The sequence below is a fragment of the Acinetobacter sp. WU_MDCI_Abxe161 genome (genome assembly GCF_025514355.1).
Classification (GTDB): Bacteria; Pseudomonadota; Gammaproteobacteria; order Pseudomonadales; family Moraxellaceae; genus Acinetobacter; species Acinetobacter pittii_E.
On sequence record NZ_JAHPTU010000018.1, the window covers coordinates 1 to 19,246 of the forward strand.

Annotated in this window: 18 protein-coding genes; 11 read left to right on the forward strand and 7 right to left on the reverse strand. The window is 36.8% G+C overall.

Going from position 1 to position 19,246, the window contains the following annotated elements; all coding sequences use genetic code 11:
- Positions 1-109 precede the first annotated feature (109 nt).
- Positions 110-1,006 carry an acetoacetate decarboxylase gene (locus KTI78_RS15780; protein ID WP_262446674.1) on the reverse strand — a complete coding sequence of 299 codons (897 nt, stop codon included), beginning with the start codon at positions 1,004-1,006 and terminating at the stop codon, positions 110-112.
- A gap of 329 nt (positions 1,007-1,335) precedes the next feature.
- On the opposite strand from KTI78_RS15780, the gene KTI78_RS15785 reads away from it, so the two are divergent.
- From KTI78_RS15785 to KTI78_RS15800, 4 genes are all read left to right on the forward strand, one after another.
- A complete protein-coding gene (locus KTI78_RS15785; protein ID WP_262446675.1) occupies positions 1,336-2,166 on the forward strand; it encodes an alpha/beta fold hydrolase in 831 nt (276 codons plus the stop codon).
- A 160-nt stretch (positions 2,167-2,326) separates the two neighbouring features.
- On the forward strand, positions 2,327-3,565 hold the full coding sequence (locus tag KTI78_RS15790; protein WP_262446676.1) for an NADH:flavin oxidoreductase/NADH oxidase family protein: 1,239 nt from the start codon (positions 2,327-2,329) through the stop codon (positions 3,563-3,565).
- Positions 3,566-3,580: 15 nt separating this feature from the next.
- Positions 3,581-4,648 carry a saccharopine dehydrogenase family protein gene (locus tag KTI78_RS15795; protein ID WP_262446677.1) on the forward strand — a complete coding sequence of 356 codons (1,068 nt, stop codon included), beginning with the start codon at positions 3,581-3,583 and terminating at the stop codon, positions 4,646-4,648.
- Positions 4,649-4,848: 200 nt separating this feature from the next.
- On the forward strand, positions 4,849-5,424 hold the full coding sequence (locus tag KTI78_RS15800) for a dihydrofolate reductase family protein (RefSeq protein ID WP_262446678.1): 576 nt from the start codon (positions 4,849-4,851) through the stop codon (positions 5,422-5,424).
- A gap of 65 nt (positions 5,425-5,489) precedes the next feature.
- On the opposite strand, the gene KTI78_RS15805 is transcribed toward KTI78_RS15800, so the two are convergent.
- The gene (locus KTI78_RS15805; RefSeq protein ID WP_262446679.1) at positions 5,490-6,296 is read right to left on the reverse strand and encodes a type 1 glutamine amidotransferase domain-containing protein; all 807 of its coding nucleotides are present in this window, start codon (positions 6,294-6,296) and stop codon (positions 5,490-5,492) included.
- Between the two features lie 76 nt (positions 6,297-6,372).
- On the reverse strand, positions 6,373-6,789 hold the full coding sequence (locus tag KTI78_RS15810) for a MerR family transcriptional regulator (protein ID WP_004792109.1): 417 nt from the start codon (positions 6,787-6,789) through the stop codon (positions 6,373-6,375).
- Positions 6,790-7,326: 537 nt separating this feature from the next.
- Between KTI78_RS15810 and KTI78_RS15815 the strand changes: the two genes are divergently transcribed.
- From KTI78_RS15815 to KTI78_RS15825, 3 genes are all read left to right on the forward strand, one after another.
- Complete coding sequence (locus KTI78_RS15815) at positions 7,327-7,791, forward strand: hypothetical protein (RefSeq protein WP_262446680.1); 465 nt, start codon at positions 7,327-7,329, stop codon at positions 7,789-7,791.
- Between the two features lie 751 nt (positions 7,792-8,542).
- Positions 8,543-9,097 carry a TetR/AcrR family transcriptional regulator gene (locus KTI78_RS15820; RefSeq protein WP_262446681.1) on the forward strand — a complete coding sequence of 185 codons (555 nt, stop codon included), beginning with the start codon at positions 8,543-8,545 and terminating at the stop codon, positions 9,095-9,097.
- A gap of 225 nt (positions 9,098-9,322) precedes the next feature.
- A complete protein-coding gene (locus tag KTI78_RS15825; protein ID WP_087088309.1) occupies positions 9,323-10,015 on the forward strand; it encodes a type 1 glutamine amidotransferase domain-containing protein in 693 nt (230 codons plus the stop codon).
- Positions 10,016-10,110: 95 nt separating this feature from the next.
- Here the strand turns inward: KTI78_RS15825 and KTI78_RS15830 are convergent, their stop codons facing one another.
- On the reverse strand, positions 10,111-11,316 hold the full coding sequence (locus KTI78_RS15830) for an NAD(P)/FAD-dependent oxidoreductase (RefSeq protein ID WP_262446682.1): 1,206 nt from the start codon (positions 11,314-11,316) through the stop codon (positions 10,111-10,113).
- Between the two features lie 157 nt (positions 11,317-11,473).
- On the reverse strand, positions 11,474-12,022 hold the full coding sequence (locus KTI78_RS15835) for an RrF2 family transcriptional regulator (RefSeq protein ID WP_262446683.1): 549 nt from the start codon (positions 12,020-12,022) through the stop codon (positions 11,474-11,476).
- 405 nt (positions 12,023-12,427) lie between these two features.
- Between KTI78_RS15835 and KTI78_RS15840 the strand changes: the two genes are divergently transcribed.
- Positions 12,428-12,796, forward strand: a complete 369-nt coding sequence (locus KTI78_RS15840; protein WP_262446711.1) for a hypothetical protein — start codon at positions 12,428-12,430, stop codon at positions 12,794-12,796.
- Between the two features lie 57 nt (positions 12,797-12,853).
- Here the strand turns inward: KTI78_RS15840 and KTI78_RS15845 are convergent, their stop codons facing one another.
- The gene (locus KTI78_RS15845; protein ID WP_262446684.1) at positions 12,854-13,873 is read right to left on the reverse strand and encodes an MBL fold metallo-hydrolase; all 1,020 of its coding nucleotides are present in this window, start codon (positions 13,871-13,873) and stop codon (positions 12,854-12,856) included.
- 141 nt (positions 13,874-14,014) lie between these two features.
- The gene (locus KTI78_RS15850) at positions 14,015-14,584 is read right to left on the reverse strand and encodes a TetR/AcrR family transcriptional regulator (protein WP_262446687.1); all 570 of its coding nucleotides are present in this window, start codon (positions 14,582-14,584) and stop codon (positions 14,015-14,017) included.
- A gap of 371 nt (positions 14,585-14,955) precedes the next feature.
- On the opposite strand from KTI78_RS15850, the gene KTI78_RS15855 reads away from it, so the two are divergent.
- The 3 genes from KTI78_RS15855 to KTI78_RS15865 all read left to right on the forward strand — a co-directional run bounded on the left by KTI78_RS15855 (position 14,956) and on the right by KTI78_RS15865 (position 19,234).
- Entirely contained in the window at positions 14,956-16,683 is a 1,728-nt protein-coding gene (locus tag KTI78_RS15855; RefSeq protein ID WP_016140910.1) for an amidohydrolase, read from the forward strand.
- Between the two features lie 147 nt (positions 16,684-16,830).
- Positions 16,831-17,589, forward strand: a complete 759-nt coding sequence (locus tag KTI78_RS15860) for a TorF family putative porin (RefSeq protein WP_262446689.1) — start codon at positions 16,831-16,833, stop codon at positions 17,587-17,589.
- A 382-nt stretch (positions 17,590-17,971) separates the two neighbouring features.
- Positions 17,972-19,234, forward strand: a complete 1,263-nt coding sequence (locus KTI78_RS15865) for a Zn-dependent hydrolase (protein ID WP_262446690.1) — start codon at positions 17,972-17,974, stop codon at positions 19,232-19,234.
- Positions 19,235-19,246 lie beyond the last annotated feature (12 nt).

Below are 19,246 nucleotides of genomic sequence, written 5' to 3' on the forward strand. Positions count from 1 at the left end.
CAACCCATTGCAGATTTTAAGACTGGTCAATGGTGAGATGACCAAAGCAGCGATCTAAAAATGAAAAAGAGACCACTAGTTGGTCTCTTTTCATATCCTAAAAATAAATCTATAGCGGAGTAGGCAAATTAAGCACGACTTGAGCATCTTCAATAACATCTAAGCGGAGAATTCTTGAGGCACCTAGCTCATTTAGCAATGTAGTTAAAGGCCCTTCATTTTTCTCGAGTTGAACATTCTTTGGGAAAAGTTTTTGAGCGAAAGAAAGAATATTGGACTGAACTTCTGTTCGATGCCATTTCCCATCAACAACATGTAACATAGTGGCTTTGTTGATATGTGTTTCAGAAGCGACATGTTTTAAATTCGGTACTAAGGTTTTCAAGCTTAAATCTAATTTTCCATTAACATCGAAAATTTTAGCTTGAACCTCTTTTGAACTAATGTTGACGTCAATTTTAGTTAACCATTTTGGTAACTGGTAACCATATACACCACGGACTCTAGCAATTTCTGTATCTACAGGCAAAGCTAAAACATGTGCATGAAAGTGGCGTTGACGCATCGATTTCATTAACTCTGCGATGTGAGGCCCACGAGCCTTGGGTTTACGTACAACAATCGCAATCGACACCTCGTTATACGGGTCATTGTCACAAACCGAATAAGAGAAAAAAGTGACGGCGACTAACCCATAATCAGGAAATGGTTGTAAGGGCGTTAAAGCATCAGGAAGTTTTGCCTTAATCTGTTTAATGGGAGCAAGCATTAATAGCTGAACATTTGCACTACGATAATAAAAGTTCGGTGCCCAAACAGGTCCAACTCTTGATTCAACTAATTTTTTAGGAATATGACGGAAAAAGTCGATATTGCCAGCAGCAGGGTCTTGAGCGACTTCATCTAAATCGGGATTCATTCTAAAACGGTCATAATAACCACCTTTGGGTACTTTGATTTTTTGTTGTCCAAATTCAACCTCAGTAAATTGTTGTTTTATATTCATTGGAGTTCACCTTTACATTAATTGACCGCGTAGCTACCGTTGTCTTTATCAAGACGTGTTAATTTATAGCCAATGTCGGCACTATAAGGTTAAAGTTCACTTTAAAGTCAAGACTTTAATTTCTAGCTGTAAAGTCTTTGACATTTAAAAGAAATAAAATAAAAAACAATTAAAGATTAAAAAGATACAGAGTACAGTAGAGTCTTCATATAAATTTTATTTTAACAATAAGATTGAGGCTATTGACCTTAAAGCTAACTTTAATCTTACGATAAATATTCATACCTTTATAACGAATCTAGAAGCAGATTTTCAGCAGGAGTACAAAGATGGGATATGTAACCACAAAAGATGGCGTAGACATTTTCTATAAAGACTGGGGGCCACGCGATGCCCAAGTTTTATTTTTTCATCACGGTTGGCCTTTAAGTTCAGATGATTGGGACACACAATTGCTTTTTTTCCTTAAAGAAGGTTTCCGCGTAGTTGCTCATGACAGACGTGGGCACGGGCGCTCAAGTCAAGTGTGGGATGGTCATGATATGGACCACTATGCAGATGACGTTGCAGAAGTGGTTAAACATCTGAACATTAAAAATGCAATTCATATTGGACACTCAACTGGTGGTGGCGAGGTAGTCCGCTATATTGCACGTCATGGTCAGGAAAATGTTAACAAAGCAGTCCTTGTGAGTGCAGTTCCTCCACTAATGGTTAAAACTGAAAATAATCTCGAAGGTTTACCAAAAGAAGTTTTTGATGACCTTCAAAATCAAGTACTCACAAACCGTGCGCAATTTTTCCGTGATCTTCCATCTGGCCCGTTCTATGGTTTTAACCGACCAGATGCGAAACCATCTGAAGGTATCCTTTCGAACTGGTGGCGTCAGGGTATGACGGGTAGTGCAAAAGCACATTACGATGGTATTGTGGCATTCTCACAAACTGACTTCACCGAAGATTTAAAGAAAATCACGGTTCCTGTTTTGGTGTTGCATGGTGACGACGACCAGATCGTGCCGTATAAAACTTCTGGCGTAAAATCTGCTGAATTACTTCAAAATAGCCAACTCAAAATCTACCCAGGTTTTTCTCACGGTATGTTAACCGTAAACCATGAAGTGATTAATGCTGATTTATTGGCCTTTATTCGCGAATAATTTAAAGCTTTAAACTCTAAAAAAAGAGGCATATTAAGTGCCTCTTTTTTATTTATAACCCAATGAAATTAAAAGTAATAAAGAGAGGAATAATAAAAGGTATTGACATTAAAGTTAGCTTTAACCTTAAAGTAAAGCCATACTGAATGAGGTCATTCCAATGAAAGTGTTCGAAAAATTAGTATTCCCAAATGGCTCATATGTTCCTAACCGTATTGCTAAAGCAGCAATGGAAGAAAACATGGCTGATTTAAATCATGCACCATCAGAAGAATTAATGCGTTTATATCAGGCTTGGGCAAATGGTGGCGTAGGTCTAATCATTACCGGAAATGTAATGGTAGACCGCCGAGCGATGACTGGACCGGGCGGTGTCGTGCTTGAAGATGATAAGCATCTAGATACTTTTAAAAAATGGGCACAAATTGGGCGCTCAAAAGGCGCTCAGATGTGGCTTCAAATTAACCATCCGGGTCGCCAAATGCAAGCCAATCTTGGTCAGCAGACGTGGGCACCATCAGCTATTTCACTTGATCTTGGCAAAATGTCAAATCGCTTCAACACGCCAATTGAAATGAATGAATCTATGATTGCAGAAGTGATTCAGCGTTTTGCAAACACGGCGCGTTTAGGGGAAAAAGCAGGGTTTACGGGTGTAGAAATTCATGCGGCGCATGGTTATTTGTTAAGCCAATTTCTTTCTCCACTCAGCAATAAACGCCAAGATCGTTGGGGTGGTTCTTTAGAAAACCGTGCTCGTATATTAATTGAGATTGTGGAAGCAGTTCGTAAAGTGGTTTCGCCTCAGTTTACTGTAGCGATAAAACTCAATTCAGCCGATTTCCAACGTGGTGGGTTTAGCGCTGAAGACGCTCAACAAGTGGTTAAAATGTTAAATGAGCATGCAGTCGATTTAGTTGAACTTTCAGGTGGTAGTTATGAAGCACCTGCAATGCAAGGTCAAGCACGTGATGGCCGTACACTTGCTCGCGAAGCTTATTTTTTAGAGTTTGCTCAAGAAATTCGTAAAGTTGCCAAAATGCCTGTTATGGTAACAGGTGGTATACGCCGTAAGCAGGTAGCAGAGCAAGTGGTTGAAAGTGGTGTAGATATAGTTGGTATTGCTACGGCTTTAGCGATTGAACCTAATTTGCCAAATGCTTGGAAACAAGGCCAAAATGTCTCACCAGAGTTAAAACCAATTACTTGGAAAAACAAAACACTTGCTTCACTTGCCAATATGGCTGTGGTCAAATTCCAGTTACGTAATTTAAGTTCTGGTAAAAAAACAAAATCAAATGTTTCACCAGCTTGGGCTTTAATTTTGCAACAATCAGCGATGTCATGCCGTACCCGCCAATACAAAAAAGGCATGCGTGACTATACATTTGCTTCTTAATAAGTGAGTTGTGTTATGACAAATCCTACCGATTCAAACTGGATAATTTATGGAGCAAATGGCTACACGGGCGAGTTAATCGCTCGGGAAGCTGTACGCCAAGGTCTAAAACCAACTTTGGCTGGTCGTAACAAAGCTAAGGTTGAAACACTCGCTCAAGAGTTGGGACTCGACTATAAAGCTTTTGGGCTTGATAACGTAGATGCAGTTAGTGAGCAACTCCAAGGTTTTAAACTGGTCATGCACTGTGCAGGGCCATTTTCAGCAACATCAAAACCCATGATGGAAGCGTGTATAAATGCCGGTGCTCACTATTTAGATATTACGGGTGAAATCGCTGTATTTGAATTGGCACAATCACTTAACAGCCAAGCTGAAAAAGCCGATATTGTACTTTGCCCGGGTGTTGGTTTTGATGTGATTCCGACAGATTGTGTTGCTGCAGCGCTCAAAGAAGCATTGCCAGATGCGAACCATTTAGCACTTGGTTTTGACTCTAGAACAGGGCTTTCACCGGGTACAGCTAAAACAAGTACAGAAGGTATGGCCGAAGGCGGCAAAATTCGTAAAAACGGAAAAATTACCACCGTTCCATTAGCGCATTACGTCCGAACTATTGATTTTGGTGACGGTAAAAAAAGTGCCATGAGTGTTCCGTGGGGAGACGTATCTACAGCGTTCTATACAACAGGTATTCCAAACATTGAAGTATTTGTTCCTGCGCCTCCCAAAATGATTTTTGGTGCGAAAATGATGAACTGCTTCCGCCCTGTATTAAAACTCAATGCCGTGCAAAAGTTTATTAAGTCGCGTATTGAAAAAACGGTTGTGGGACCAAATGAGGAACTTCGTGCAAAAGTGCCGACCTATGTTTGGGGTGAAGCGAGAAACTCCCGTGGGGAAATCAAAACTGCCCGTATCCAAACGGAAAATGCGTATAGCCTTACCGTAAATGGCTCACTGACTGTGGTGAATTATTTACTCAAAAATACCGTTAAAGGCGGTACATATACTCCAGCAAAACTGATGGGTTATAAGCTAGTGACCGAGCTGCCGGGTTCTGGTCCGCTGGTCATTAATTAAAAGCCTTTATTAAAACAGCATGTTTATAAATAGTCCCGAACAAGGAGTCATTCTTGTTCGGGTTATTTTTAAATATTTCAATTAAATACAGCTTTATATAGATGAAAGAAAAACAGCAAAGAAAACACTCCATAAGAAATAATTCAAATTGAATATACTAAAAAGCGATAAATATTTTTCATAACAAAGGAATGAGAATAATGAGAAAACTCATACTATTTCTACATGCATCGCTAGATAGATTTGTGGAAGGTCCAAATGGGGCAATGGACATAGGTTGGATTGCTTACGACGCCGATTTAGCAAATCATGCCAAAGAAGTTTTGAGTACTGTCGATACAGTGATTTGGGGGCGTGCAACTTACCAAATGATGCATAATTACTGGCCATCTATGCTTTCAAACCCAGAAGCTTCGGAGCACGAACGAAATCATGCTGAGTGGATTGAAAAGACAGAAAAAATCGTTTTTTCAACTGCTTTAGATACAGTTGAATGGAATAATTCCAGACTGGTGAAAGACCATGTCGAAGAAGAAATTAATAAACTTAAACAGAAGCAGGGCAAGGATATGGTAATTCTGGGGAGTCCTCGCTTTGCGCATTATCTGATGCAACTTGGTTTAATTGATGAATACAAAATTACGGTTTCACCTGTGCTGATTGGTAGTGGCTTGCCACTATTCCAAGGTATTCAAGAAAAGACTAATCTTAAACTTATTGAAAATAAAACGTTTGCTTCAGGTGCAATAGGCCTTCACTATCAAAAGATTGGCTGATTTTTTATAGTATTTATATGAAAAAGACGAATTACAGAATAGGGCTGTAATTCGTCTTTTTAGATTTATTGAATGCTACTTAAACGCTTAACAACTGCCTCGGCTATTTCTTTACTCGACTGCGGATTTTGTCCCGTAATAATTCTGTCGTCCGAAACTACATACGACGTAAATGGAACAAATGCTTGTTTATATTTTGCTCCACGTTCAATGAGCCCATTTTGTAGAGAAAACGGAACTTGAGACTTAATACCCGACAGCGTTTCTTCAATATTTGCGAAACCCGTAACGGTTCTATCTGCAATTAAAGGTTTGCCATTTTCATCCTGTAAAGGTAATAGACCACCTACGCCGTGACATACTGCTGAAACAATTCCACCTTGGCGATAGATCTGTTCACTAATGTTCTGCAAAGCTTTATTGGTTGGGAAATCCCACATGGTGCCATGACCACCGGTATAGTAAATGGCTTTGTACTGCGAAGGATTAATCACACTCGGAGCTAACGTTGTTTTTAACCGCTGCATAAACGCTGGGTCAGCTAAATGATCTCGTGCTGATTTGTCTAAATAAATAGACTTTAAGCTACGTTCATCTAGAGGAACCTGACCGCCTAAAGGACTTACAAAATCCATATCATAGCCAGCAGCCAAAGCGACATCATAAAAATGAGTGAGCTCGGTCAGCCAAAGTCCTGTTTTATCCGAACGGGAAGGGTAAGCCGAGTGATTGGTCATCACGACTAAAATTTTTCCATTTGCTTTGCTAAGGCTTTGAGTTTTATCTAACTCTGCAGCATGTGTCACATTGGCAGTCAAAAAAATAGCAAAAATAATGGTTAACCAACGCTGAAAATCCCAAACTTTAAACATCACAGGTTCCTCATCTATCACCTGTGATCCATCGTATGTTTGAAGTGTACTTTAAGGTCAATAGTTCTTTAAAAAATTACGGTGTTTTTGCTTTGTCGTAATAGAGGTTCATGAGTCGTTCTGCATTTTCTTCGCAAGTAATTTCATCTGGTTTGTTATTAATCGCTTCAACCATGGTTCGTAAATTTTGCTTACTCACTTTTAGTTTTTGTTCTAAAAGTTCAATTTCTTGAATTTTTGATTCAAGTGTTTGGATGAGTGCGTCATGGTTCCAACTACTCACTTTTGAAGGAAGAAAGGCTTTAATTTCTGCTAAAGAAAATCCAACTTGCTGGGCTTGCTGAATTAAAGAAAGTTGCTTTAAATCGTTGTCGGTATACTCGCGGTAGCCATTTGATTTTCTTTTGGCTTTAGGCAAGAGTTTGATTTGCTCGTAGTAACGAATTGTAGGGGTACTTAAACCGCTTAGTTTAGATAACTCGCTAATATTCATAGCCACATACTCTATCGACATTCAAGTTAACTTTAGACTTATAGTCGTGTAAAAGCAAGGCTCATAAATTTATCAAGCGCATACTTTCAGTAACAGCTTTCTATGTTTTGATAAATGAAAGTCAGAATTATAAATATGAAAAATTTGGAAGGCATATTGAATGCTTGAAAAAAATCACTTGTCTAAGAGATTTTTTAGAATAACTAAAATTGTGAAATGACAATTTGCTAAAAATTTGTTAAAATTATAACGAATGGTAAAATTTAATATTATTTTATCATGATTGTTATATTTTTTGAGTATTGGTTTAAATATAGAGTTGATTAAAATTATAAAAATTTACAGTTGTTCCTAAGTTTGAAATTTTCTAGGAATATGCAGCCTTTGCATAGGTATTTTAATAAAAATAAAGCTTGTGCTTATTTAAACAAACTATTTGAAAAATAAAACTTTAAAGTAAATGTGTTCACACTAAATTTTAGACAGTGGGTAATTTTTTTGCATTAATAATGCAGTTTTTATGAAGGGCCAAGTAATTTGATTTACAAATTTTTTATAAAGTTTTTTTTAGCTATTTTGGTAGGGATTGTAATTTGTTTTTTGATTTGTGGAAAAGTAGATATTAATTGTTTAAAAGAGCAGGGGAGAAAGATTGTATCATTAACAGAATACAGGCCACAGAACAGTCTCAGTGATTCTTCCTCCATAAAATCTGACATAAAACCGGACAGTATGCTTGTTTGGCAAGCTAAGCAATATTTTAAAAATAATACAAAAACACCTAACTCTCTACAGTATAAAAATATCAAAAGTTATTTTGGAAAAGATGGAAATAGCTATTCATGTGGAGAATTTAATATAAAAAATAGCCATGGTAAATATATAGGATTTAGACGATTTATATTTAATGGCAACACTATATTAATTGAAGGTGAAACTAAAATTTCCTTTGATAGTCTTATTGAGGATTTTTGTATTCTTGATAAGCTACCCAAGACTTAAAATTCTGATTAAGCCATCTTTATGTAAAAGCCCTCTTAAGAGGGCTAATTTATTAAATAGTATAGGTTACTAGGTTATAAATTTTTTATAAGGAAAGTGAATTTTCTGAATAAGCCCAGAATTTTAAAATATTATAGGTTTATTTTATATTGTTAAGCCAACATTTAAGATTATCCTTAAATATGTAATTGAATGAAAAATAATAATTATTTAAATATTTTCTAGCCAATTTCACATTGACACTTCAAATATTGAAGATTACCATTTGCATGCTGGCCTACATTGCCAGTCGGTTGTCGCAGACCGCATGTAATACCGCATCAGACTTATTCCTTTCTGAGGGATAGTTTTATGTGTACCTCTCGTTCCCTCCCGTAGCGGTAGGACGGGAGAGGGACACCTTCGGGTGTGCTTGTGTATTACCAAGTCTGCGAACCCTCTTTCGTTCTGCCACCATAATTCTAATGTTTTGGCAGAACTCCATATCTAAGGAGTTGGCTTTGCATATTCATCATTTCTTGGCAGCCATTGCCAAAAGCTATAACAACACAGCTTAAAAATTTAAAGCAGCTTGATTGCCGTAAGGCTTTTAGGCTTTAACTCGTTATTACTTAAAACTTAGCAACAATTAAAACTTGAGATGTGCTGGGCACAGTCTTACGGCTTTGCTATGCCTTTTTTCTCTCCCAAAAAGGTAGCAGTTTTTATATCTCATTTATATACAACAATAATTTTTTATAACGGTAAAACTATGCCACATATAGATCTCCCATTCCGTACTTTAAGCGTGCTTCACACTTCAAGGTTTTTATTTAATAAATATGGTTTTCATAAAGTCGGTGTAGACCGAATTGTTGAGTCGGCAAACATTCCAAAAGCCACGTTTTATAACTACTTTCACTCAAAAGAACGACTTATTGAAATGAGTTTAACTTTTCAAAAAGATGGGCTTAGACATGCGGTCATTTCAATTATCTACGTTGAAAAACAATTAACCGTGATTGAAAAACTCCGCAAGATTTACTTTTTACATGCTGACTTAGACGGGCTTTATCATTTGCCATTTAAAGCCATTTTTGAAATTGCGAAGACCAATCCAAAGGCTTATCAACTTGTAATTGACTACCGAAACTGGCTCATTAACGAAATCTATAAATTACTTTTAACCACCAACAAAAATGCTTCAAAACAAGATGCCCACATGTTTTTGTTTGTGATTGATGGAGCAATGGTTCAGCTTTTAGATCCGAACAAACCAGATGAACGGAAGAGATTGCTTGAATATTATTTGGCAGGATTTTGCTAATTTAAACTTTAAAGAAACGAAAAATTAAAAGTATATCAAGTACAGAGTCATATAAATTTTATTTAAAAAATAAGATTGGCATAGTTAATATTCAAGTTAACTTTAGACTTATAGTCATGTAAAAGCAAGGTTCATAACTTTACCAAGCACACACTTTCAGTAACAGCTTTCTATGTTTTGATAGATGAAAGATAAAATTATAAATATGAAAAATGAGGTGAGGAAATGGCTAAACGTATATTACACGTCGTGACCAATGTTTCACGCTATAAAGATATCGATGAACCAACAGGGCTGTGGCTAGGCGAGCTTACCCATGCCTATGACGAATTTGAAAAGCAAGGTTATGTACAAGATATTGTTAGTCCCAATGGCGGAAAAACACCGATTGAACCAAAATCACTAGGAGCTTTGGTTTCTGACAAATCTGTAAAAGTAAGGGAAGATGATCAAGCTTTTATGACTTTATTGGCCAATACTTTTAAACCTTCCGATATTAATTGGCAAGATTATGACGTGATTTATTACACAGGCGGTCACGGTGTTATGTGGGATTTTTTAGATAATCCTGAACTGCAAGAAATCACCAAAAATATTTATGAAAAGGGTGGCATTGTTTCGAGTGTTTGTCATGGGTATTGCGGCTTGCTCAATGTACGGCTTTCAAATGGCGAACGACTGATAAAAGACAAAAAGTTAACGGGCTTTGCATGGAGTGAGGAAGTTTTGGCGGGTGTTGCAAAAAAAGTTCCATATAATGCCGAAGAGTTAGCTAAAGAATATGGTGCACATTATGATAAGGCCTTTATTCCATTTGCACCGCATGTAGTTCAAGATGGCAATTTAATTACAGGACAAAACCCGTTTTCTGCTAAAAAAACGGCTTTAGCGATAATAGAAGAGCTAGAAAAGTCATAATTTAATGACTCAAAAATAAACCCTAAAAGCAAAATCAGCGACGGCTTTGCTTTTAGGGTATCTAAATAAAGTAGTTTGTTCTAGAAAAACGAATATTAAGGAACAATCACAAAATCAGGGTTTGCGATTGCAAAAATTGTTTCGCGATCTGCAACCGGCGGATAAATCCAGACCGTATTAATTTCTTGTTTAATTTTTTTCGCCTCTTCACGCACAAACTGAACTTTTCGATCCCATCCTTCAGTATAAAGTGCGCCCCATGGGCCTAAGTCGACACAAGTCACATACTTTGGTTGGCTATAGGCATGTAGTGGTAAGTCAACCAATTCTGCGGCAGCATTGTAACCAGCTACACGACCTAGGCTCATCGCGTGCTGACATGACATCACGTTAAAATTACCTAAATCGTCGGTTGGAACTTTTACCGTATCACCCGTCACAAAAATATTTTTTGCTTCAGGTGCATGTAAATAAGCATCCCCTAAAATACGGCCTAAATTATCTTTTTCACCTGCAATTTGAGAGGTAAGCGAGTTCGCTCGCATGCCCGCAGTCCAAATGACAGTTTCTGCTTCAATTCTTTCGCCGTTAGAAAGGGTTACACCAGAAGCATCAAGTGCAGTAACGCGTAGCCCAGCTTTACCTTCAACACCAAGTTCCTCGAGAGCTTCACGAATGACAGCCGCAGCTTCGTCACCCAACGCTGCACCAATTTCTGTAGATGAATCGACTAAAACCACACGAATATCAGTTTCATCTAAAATGCTACGCAGACGCTCAGGCATTTCAGTCACTGTTTCAAGCCCAGTCAGACCGCCACCAGCAACAACTACAGTATTACGAGCTGCATTTGCAGGTTTATGGGCTAAGTTTTTAAGATGCTGGTCTAATTTCTCCGCATCTTCTAATGTGCTTACGCTAAATCCATACTCGGTAAGACCTGGTATTGGTGGCATAAACGTGGTGCTTCCAGTGGCCAGAATAAAACGGTCATAGCTTAAAGTCTGTTTATCGCCCTGAGTTGTGGTAATCACAAGATTTTGGGCAGCAGCATCAATTTCATTTACCCAGCCAGCTACATATTTAACATCAACTACGCTTAATAGTTCTGAAATATCAGGGTACATATTTTCAAGTACAGCTTCATAAAGACGAGGACGAATATCCACATTTGGACTAGGGGAAACCATTACCACTTCAATGTTTTGTTCTTGCGAAGCTAAGTGAATTGCCCGTTGTGCAGCAAGTGCAGCCCATAAACCAGCAAAGCCAGAACCTGCAATAATAATACGTTTATTCATTTGATTATCCTTTTGATCGATTTTTCGGACAACACGTTCCAGCTCATCACAAAATTTAGGGTGAGCGAATCCATTCTCTGATTGTCCGAAAAAATCTGAGAAGCGTTTAAAACGGATTAGGAATGTTTTACTTTAGTATTTGAGGCTTATTAGCTCATTAGTCGGGGGTATCCCGCGATATTTTACTTTTCCGCATTTTTGCTGTTCTTCCTTCAATGCGCTCGTTGATCCAACCATTTACATCACTAAAAAATATGTCGGGGGCATAACGGCCAAAACGGTCTGCAATATCGCCAAGTGTATGAGCACCTAAAGCGTCTCGCATGGCTTTTTCGGCCTGTAGCATGACAGCATGTACGGCACACACACCACTGGTTGCCCAATCTGGCGGGACATTGTTAAAGACTGCACATTTACCACGCACTTCTTGGCACTCAAAAAGCGGTTTTTCACCTTCGATTGCATTTACGATATCTAAAAAACTGATTTCGTGGGCAGATCGAGCCAGTAAATAGCCGCCGCGAACACCTTCTTGAGCAACAACCAGACCTGCCTTTTCAAGTTTAGGAAAAATCTTGGCCATAAAACTCGGAGAGACTCCTTGTAATTCGGCAAGATCCTTACTACTCAAAGGTTTATCTTCATTGTTCACAAGGAAAAGAAGACAGTGAATCGCATACTCGACGCTACTAGTGATATAAGCCATTTAATTTCATAATTGATCAATTACAAACACAGACTAATGTAGTCTGTGTTTTAAGTCAATAATAAAACTAAGACAAAGTTAGTCTTAGTTTTAAGTGGGCTTTATTAAAGTGTTATTTATGATTCTATCCATTTGAATAATTTAAATTTTAATAAAATAAAAAGATTTTAATAATTTATAAAAATTTATTTATTTCTCTTGAGCGTAAAAACGTCTAATAGATTTTTAATGAGATAGTTCACAACTTATAAGTAAGAGAGATGAAAGGGGGATAGGCATTTATCATTTATTTATAGAGTTTTTTTAATTATATTTATATAGAATGTTTCAATTAAAATATTGAATAGCTTTATCTGAATAAAAATATTTTTTTACATAGCCTGATGAATGAATAAGAGAGTTGTTTTGAAAACTGAATTTATTATTAGATGTATTTATGCGTTTTGTCTTACAGGTGCAGGGTTCAACCATTTACAAACAGTTCTAATGCACGGTTTGTTTTGGGATTATAACAATGCACCACTATTTACCTGTATTTATTGGACATCTTTAACGTTTATTGATCCAATCGCAGCAATTCTTTTATTTTATAGGCCACGTATTGGCTTAATTCTAACTTTTCTTATTATATTTAGTGATGTCATTCACAACACTTGGATTACATTAAAAGTGGGCCGAGACTTGCTCAACTATATGTATATTTCCCAATTTTTATTTCTGGTTTTTGTTTTGTGCACAATTAAGTTCCCTTGGAAGGCACATAAGACAAGTTAAAATTTTAAGAGTGGAGAGTAAAAGCATTCTTTTACTCTCCAAATAATTTCTTCAAACTTACGAACGCCACCAATAATTTTCGACATTTGGTTCGTTTAAGTTTAAGAGTTCACCCATTTGAGGTGTACTAATCGCTAACTCGTTTTGTTGAGCCAAAGCGACGATACGTTCAAACGGGTCGTCCCAAGCATGAAGTGCCAAGTCAAAAGTACCATTGTGTATAGGCAACAAATGACGTCCTTTTAAATCGAGGTGTGCTTGCAGCGTTTGCTCGGGTTGCATATGAACATCGGGCCATTCAGGGTCATAAGCACCTGTTTCTAACATGGTGAGATCGAAGGGGCCATATCGATGTCCAATCTCTTTAAACCCATCAAAATATCCCGTGTCACCGCTAAAAAATACACGTAAGTCATTATCGATAATCACCCACGAGGCCCAAAGTGTTGCATTGCTATCGCCCATACCTCGACCTGAAAAATGATGGGCAGGGGTAGCAACCAGTTCAAGCCCATCTACATGTGTGGTATCCCACCAGTCGAGTTGCTGAACTTTTTCTGCTGGAATTCCCCATTTAATGAGTGTGTCACCCACGCCAAGCGGTGTTAAGAAATGCTCGACTTTATCGTTAAGTTGCATCACTGCGTGGTAGTCGAGGTGATCGTAGTGGTTATGCGATAAAATCACGCCTTTAATAGGTGGTAAGTCAGCAATGTTAATCGGTGGTTGATGAAAACGTTTTGGGCCAATCCACTTGAAAGGTGAAGCACGCTTCGAAAAAACAGGGTCAGTTAACCAAAACTCGTTTTGCAGTTTTAACAAAATCGTTGAATGCCCCAAACGAAATAGAGAGCGGTCGGGTGCACTTAAAAGTTGTGCTTTTGACAAACTTAAAACAGGAATATCTCGGTTAGGTACAGTGTACTTCGGTTTATTAAACAGAAACTTCCACATGAGCTGGAGTGTTTTGCCAAAAGAAGGCTTGTGTTGGTTCGGACGTGTATTTCTAAATTTGCCATTATATTGCTGAGATGGCATTAAAGGAGAGGGCAAGTCTGTTGTGTTTGAAATCGTCATCTTGTTTTTCCTTATAGGAACAAACCTATATGTACCAATAAGAACTTGGGCTAAGTGCTTATTTTAATTTATTTAAATGAGTATTTACTCACTCATTAATTGGGTTGAAAATAAGGACGCCGTGCATCCTTATTCTTTTATCTATATTGAAACAGCATGCCAAAACACTTCAAAACCAGATTTGCGATAACGCTCGGCTTGAGAAGGGTCTTGGGCAATAAAGTTGAGTGTAACTTCGGCAAGCGCACCTAAAATTGAAGCAATAAATAACGGTGGATAATCTCTTAATTTGCCATCGTTAATTCTTTCTTGAATGTTTTGAGTGAGGTCACAAAAGGTTTGCATACCAATTTGTTTGCTTTGCTCGGTAATTTGTTCTGATGTGGAAAGCTGTGCCATCACTTTACGTTTAAGCGGAGCTTCTAGACTCCAGTCCAAATAGCTTTGCCAGATATGCGACATTTGTGTTTGTAGGTCGGAGTCAGCAGGATAACCAAGCATCATGACCTGACGCAGTTCGGCCTTTAGTGAAAGATATAATTGGTTAAGCAATTCTTCTTTATTACTAAAATAGGTAAATAAAGTGCCTTCTGCCACGCCAGCAACTTTAGCAATTTTTGAGGTAGACGCACGCTCGCCAAGCTCAGCTAATATTTCAATAGCAGCGCTTAAAATTGCATTACGTTTATCTTCACTACGGGGACGAGCCATATACAAACATATTAATTGAGTGATTACTCAATCATACATAAAAATAGTTAAAGCACAAGAAAGATTTTGTGAAGGTAAAAAGAAACATGGGTATTAATCAGAAGATATTTTTACTAAAAAATATACTTATTTCTCCATTCATTAAGTGCTTTAGCGATGAGAGTTAAAGTGGATTTAAGTCTAATAATCTATTGAAATTGTATAATATATTTATAAAAAGTATAAAAATTGGCTCCTTCGATTGATCAAGAAATGGCCCTCGTTTATTCAGTTTAAAAAGTACACATTGAAGCCTAAAGATATATCCATTGTATATCTTATTACGGCTGGGAAGCCGCTTAAACTTAATACAACTAAACAAGAAGGATATTATGAAAACAGTATTGAAAACGGCTTTATATCTAGCAATCTCAATAGTATCAGTAGAAACATTCGCACAGTCTCAACAAGCAGATATGATTGTCTTGAATGCGGATATTCGTACTTCGAATCCAGCCCAACCTAAAGCACAAGCATTTGCAATCAAGGATGGTAAGTTTTTTGCTGTAGGAAATAATACGTTCATAAAGAATATGGCCAGCAAAGAGACCCAAGTGGTTGATGCAAAAGGTAAGACTATATTGCCTGGTTTAACAGATGCTCATACTCATTTATTAGGTGGTTTAGAACTATGGGAAGGCGTAGATTTATATGGAATTACTGATCGTCAGCAATGGTTCAAATTAATTGCTAAACGAGACAAAGAGTTGCCTAAAGGAGCATGGTTAACTGGTGGTCGATGGGATACCAGTATTTTAAAAGATTCAGCTATGCCGACAAAACAGGAACTTGATGCAATCATTCCAGATCGTCCCGTTGTTCTACAAGATATTGATTTCCATACTGTCTGGGTAAATAGTAAAACTCTACAATTATTGGGTATTGATGAAAATACGCCAGTTCCACAAGGTGGAGAAATTATTAAAGATCCTAAAACAGGAAAATTAACAGGAATTTTTAAAGAAACAGCAGCGACTCAATTAATTTTAAATAATCCAAAATATATTAAAGCTTTACCTTCAGGTGAAGCTGCGCTAGCCACATTAAAGAAAGTGGTAGCTCATTTCAATAGTTTAGGAATTACCTCTGTTCATGATATGTGGAACGAACTGTCAGACGTTTATCCTTCTATTTTAAACTCTAATCAACCATTGCCAATTAGAGTAAATTTCGGTCTTATGGCTGAAACAAGAGAAGGGCTAGCGACTGAAGCTCAATTCCAAGCTTATTCAAATCAGCGCAATACGCTAAACCAACGTTTTCAACAAAAAGAGCAACAATGGCATCAGGGACCACAATTCCGATTTGGCTACATTAAATATTTTGTTGATGGAACTTTGTTGAATTATACGGCAGCTTTAAATGCTCCTTATGCAGATCGACATAACTTTAATGTAGAACCAGTAGCTAACCAAGCTCAGCTTAATAGCTTAGTAAAAAAAGCAAATGATGTAGGCTTTCCTGTCGCCATTCATGCAATTGGTGATAGAAGTGTAGATATGGCCCTTAACGCTATTGAGAATAGTCCTAGTCATAAAAAGCTATTAAATCGTATTGAACATATCGAGGTTATGAGTAAAGAGGCCATGCCTCGTTTTGCACAAATAGGTGTGGTTGCTTCGATGCAGCCTGATCATGCGATCTCTGGTAATTACCAAGAGTCACGTTTAGGGGAAAAACGATTACCTTATAGTTATGCTTGGCAATCTTTATTGAGTAGTGGCGCTACGTTGGTTTTAGGCAGTGATTGGCCTACTGCACCAGAGAATCCAATGCTTCAGTTAAGTGATGCTGTATTTAGGGAATACAAGGGTAAAACACGCTATAGCGATAATGCCCTAAATTTAGATGAAGCTTTATATGCCTATACTCAGGCACCAGCAAATGTAGCGGGCTGGGGTAATGAAATTGGAAGTATAAGTGTCGGAAAATGGGCAGATTTTATTATTTTGCAAGATACCATGCGGACTCCATTAAACAAAAATATTAAAGATTGGAAAGTTATCCAAACATGGTTCTCTGGAAAGAAAGTATACGACCAGAAAATTAATCACCAATAACACAAAGAGATAAATAAAAAAGCCGAAAGGTTTTTTTATTTATCTAATTATATAAAAACACATAAATAAATAGGTCTTGTATTTTAGACAAGTTAATTTCTATTTATAAAAAATACAAGATAAGATCATGGAATGATAGGTTAATATATGAAATTAAATAAGTTGTTAATGGCTGCATTAATAATTTATTCTGCAGCAATGCCTGTGCATGCAGAAATAAATAAAGATGACTCAGCAACTAATCCATTTTTAATAAGTGGGTCACTTACTTTTTTAACAGACTATTATTGGAGAGGAGTGTCACAGACTAAAGGAAATCCTGCTCTACAAGGAATATTAAGGTTAGATCATGAGAGTGGTTTGTATGCACAAGCTTTTGCCTCAAATATAGATTTAGAAATTGGTAGTTCTCTAGAGCTTGATTATTATATTGGCTACAATTATTTATTAAATGATTATTCGAAAATAAATATTCAGTATCTAGACGTAAACTATCCCGGAGCGGATAAGTCGTTACCGAATGTTAACTTTGAAGAGTATTCATTTAGCATCATAAATAACCAAATTTTGAAAAGTAATGATGAACTAAATTTTTCTATTTACTATTCACCAGAGTATTCAATGCAAACTGGGACAATGTTGCGCTATGAACTTGGTTACATCTATCCTATTAATAATTATTGGAATATTGTTGCACAGTTGGCTTATAACCAATTTTCTAGCAAAACTGCCTATGATTTACTTTGGGGGACAGATCGTAAAGATGGTTTCTATGATTATAAATTAGGAGGAAATTTAACCTTTCAGGGGCTTATTTTTGATTTATATTATGTCTCATCGAAAGTTAATAAAGAGCTACTAGAAGCTGATCCGACTATTGTTTTTAGCTTAACGAAAAACTTTTAAAAATATTAATAATTATAAATATATTGGATTGACTCAATAAATTTGGTTTAATTAAATTTATCTAATTATTTTAATTGCTGAATTTATTGGGTTTTTAATAAAGAAAATATAATCACAAAAGGTTGAAGTTTTACAGGCAAAACAAAAAATGTTTAATGGCGCACATATTTAAATTTGCCTATTGTGTGGTTTTAATAATTGATATTTTTATATTTTACTTTTTATTAATTTGATTTTTTGGGTTGTATTTTTATTTTAGTTAATTTTAAATTGGCACCTTTGAAAGTTTTAAAATTGGCACTCGTTTTTAATAAAGAAATTTATCAAATTAGAGTGTATAAAAGCTGCACAAAAAATATATTTATAAATGGAAGTTAAAAAGATGAAGAAAGTAAATGCAGAGCGGTTGTGGCAAATGTTAATGGAAATGGCAAAGATTGGCGCAACTGATAAAGGTGGTAATACACGGTTAGCTCTTACAGATGAGGATGTCGCTGGTCGAGCACTATTAATAGAATGGGCAAAAAACATTAATCTTTCTTGTCATTATGATGAGATTGGTAACTTAATTTTGCGTCGTTCAGGCCGTAATGAAACAGCTTTACCTATTGTTATGGGAAGCCATTTAGATACTCAACCTAAAGGTGGTCGTTTTGATGGGATCTATGGTGTATTGGCTGGAATGGAAGTGTTACATCGTTTAGCTGAAGAGCAGGTAACAACTTACCATCCCTTAGAACTCATCGTATGGATGAATGAAGAGGGTGCACGATTTACTCCAGCTATGATGGGGTCTGCTGTATTTACAGGCACTTTGGCAAAGCAAGTAGCGTATGAAAATAAAGATAAGCAGGATATTTCTGTCTATTCTGAATTAGTGCGTACTGGTCAGCTCGGAGAGTTATCTTTAGCACGCCCGTTTCAAGGCTACTATGAAGTTCATATAGAACAAGGTCCTGTATTAGAGACAAACCAAGTTGCTATTGGAGTTGTCACGGGTGGGCAAGCAATTCTTTGGTTAGATATTCAAACCAAAGGTAAAGCGGCTCATGCGGGCACTACACCTATGAATGTTCGTAAAGATACGATGGTCGGTGTTGCAACTATGATCGCTACACTTGAACAACTCATTTTAGAAAAATTTCCTGAAGGTTTAATTACTTTTGGTGAATTACAAGTAGAAAATTCTTCACGCAATACTATTCCTGCCGAAATAAATTGGACAATTGATTTACGTCATCCTAACGATGCTTTATTAGCAGAAATGGAAACTGAAGTTCGAAAAACTTTGCAATTAATAGCCTCAGAAAAATCTTTAGAAATATCGATTTCTCAGCATTGGTTAAGTCCAGCTACTTATTTCGATGAAGCTTGTGTTGAAACAGTACAAACAGCCGTTGATAAATTGGGTTATTCAAATCAACAAATCGTAAGTGGTGCAGGGCACGACGCTATTAATCTTGCTAAGCATTGTCCAACTACCATGATTTTTATCCCTTGTATTAACGGATTAAGTCATAACGAAGCTGAAGATATTTATTTACAAGACGCCGCACAAGGTGCCGATGTTTTACTCAATGCAATTTTGAATTATGACGCTATGCAAGCGCAAAAAAATATTAAACAACATTCATTAGCCGTTTAAAAATTAATTAAC

Bases quoted from the DNA above. Each gene is read 5' to 3' on its own strand.
- KTI78_RS15790 (WP_262446676.1), top strand. From the start codon at position 2,327: ATGAAAGTGTTCGAAAAATTAGTATTCCCAAATGGCTCATATGTTCCT.
- KTI78_RS15785 (WP_262446675.1), top strand. From the start codon at position 1,336: ATGGGATATGTAACCACAAAAGATGGCGTAGACATTTTCTATAAAGAC.
- KTI78_RS15810 (WP_004792109.1), bottom strand. From the start codon at position 6,789: ATGAATATTAGCGAGTTATCTAAACTAAGCGGTTTAAGTACCCCTACA.
- KTI78_RS15855 (WP_016140910.1), top strand. From the start codon at position 14,956: ATGAAAACAGTATTGAAAACGGCTTTATATCTAGCAATCTCAATAGTA.
- KTI78_RS15830 (WP_262446682.1), bottom strand. From the start codon at position 11,316: ATGAATAAACGTATTATTATTGCAGGTTCTGGCTTTGCTGGTTTATGG.
- KTI78_RS15845 (WP_262446684.1), bottom strand. From the start codon at position 13,873: ATGACGATTTCAAACACAACAGACTTGCCCTCTCCTTTAATGCCATCT.
- KTI78_RS15795 (WP_262446677.1), top strand. From the start codon at position 3,581: ATGACAAATCCTACCGATTCAAACTGGATAATTTATGGAGCAAATGGC.
- KTI78_RS15860 (WP_262446689.1), top strand. From the start codon at position 16,831: ATGAAATTAAATAAGTTGTTAATGGCTGCATTAATAATTTATTCTGCA.
- KTI78_RS15835 (WP_262446683.1), bottom strand. From the start codon at position 12,022: ATGGCTTATATCACTAGTAGCGTCGAGTATGCGATTCACTGTCTTCTT.
- KTI78_RS15805 (WP_262446679.1), bottom strand. From the start codon at position 6,296: ATGTTTAAAGTTTGGGATTTTCAGCGTTGGTTAACCATTATTTTTGCT.
- KTI78_RS15780 (WP_262446674.1), bottom strand. From the start codon at position 1,006: ATGAATATAAAACAACAATTTACTGAGGTTGAATTTGGACAACAAAAA.
- KTI78_RS15825 (WP_087088309.1), top strand. From the start codon at position 9,323: ATGGCTAAACGTATATTACACGTCGTGACCAATGTTTCACGCTATAAA.
- KTI78_RS15850 (WP_262446687.1), bottom strand. From the start codon at position 14,584: ATGGCTCGTCCCCGTAGTGAAGATAAACGTAATGCAATTTTAAGCGCT.
- KTI78_RS15865 (WP_262446690.1), top strand. From the start codon at position 17,972: ATGAAGAAAGTAAATGCAGAGCGGTTGTGGCAAATGTTAATGGAAATG.
- KTI78_RS15820 (WP_262446681.1), top strand. From the start codon at position 8,543: ATGCCACATATAGATCTCCCATTCCGTACTTTAAGCGTGCTTCACACT.
- KTI78_RS15800 (WP_262446678.1), top strand. From the start codon at position 4,849: ATGAGAAAACTCATACTATTTCTACATGCATCGCTAGATAGATTTGTG.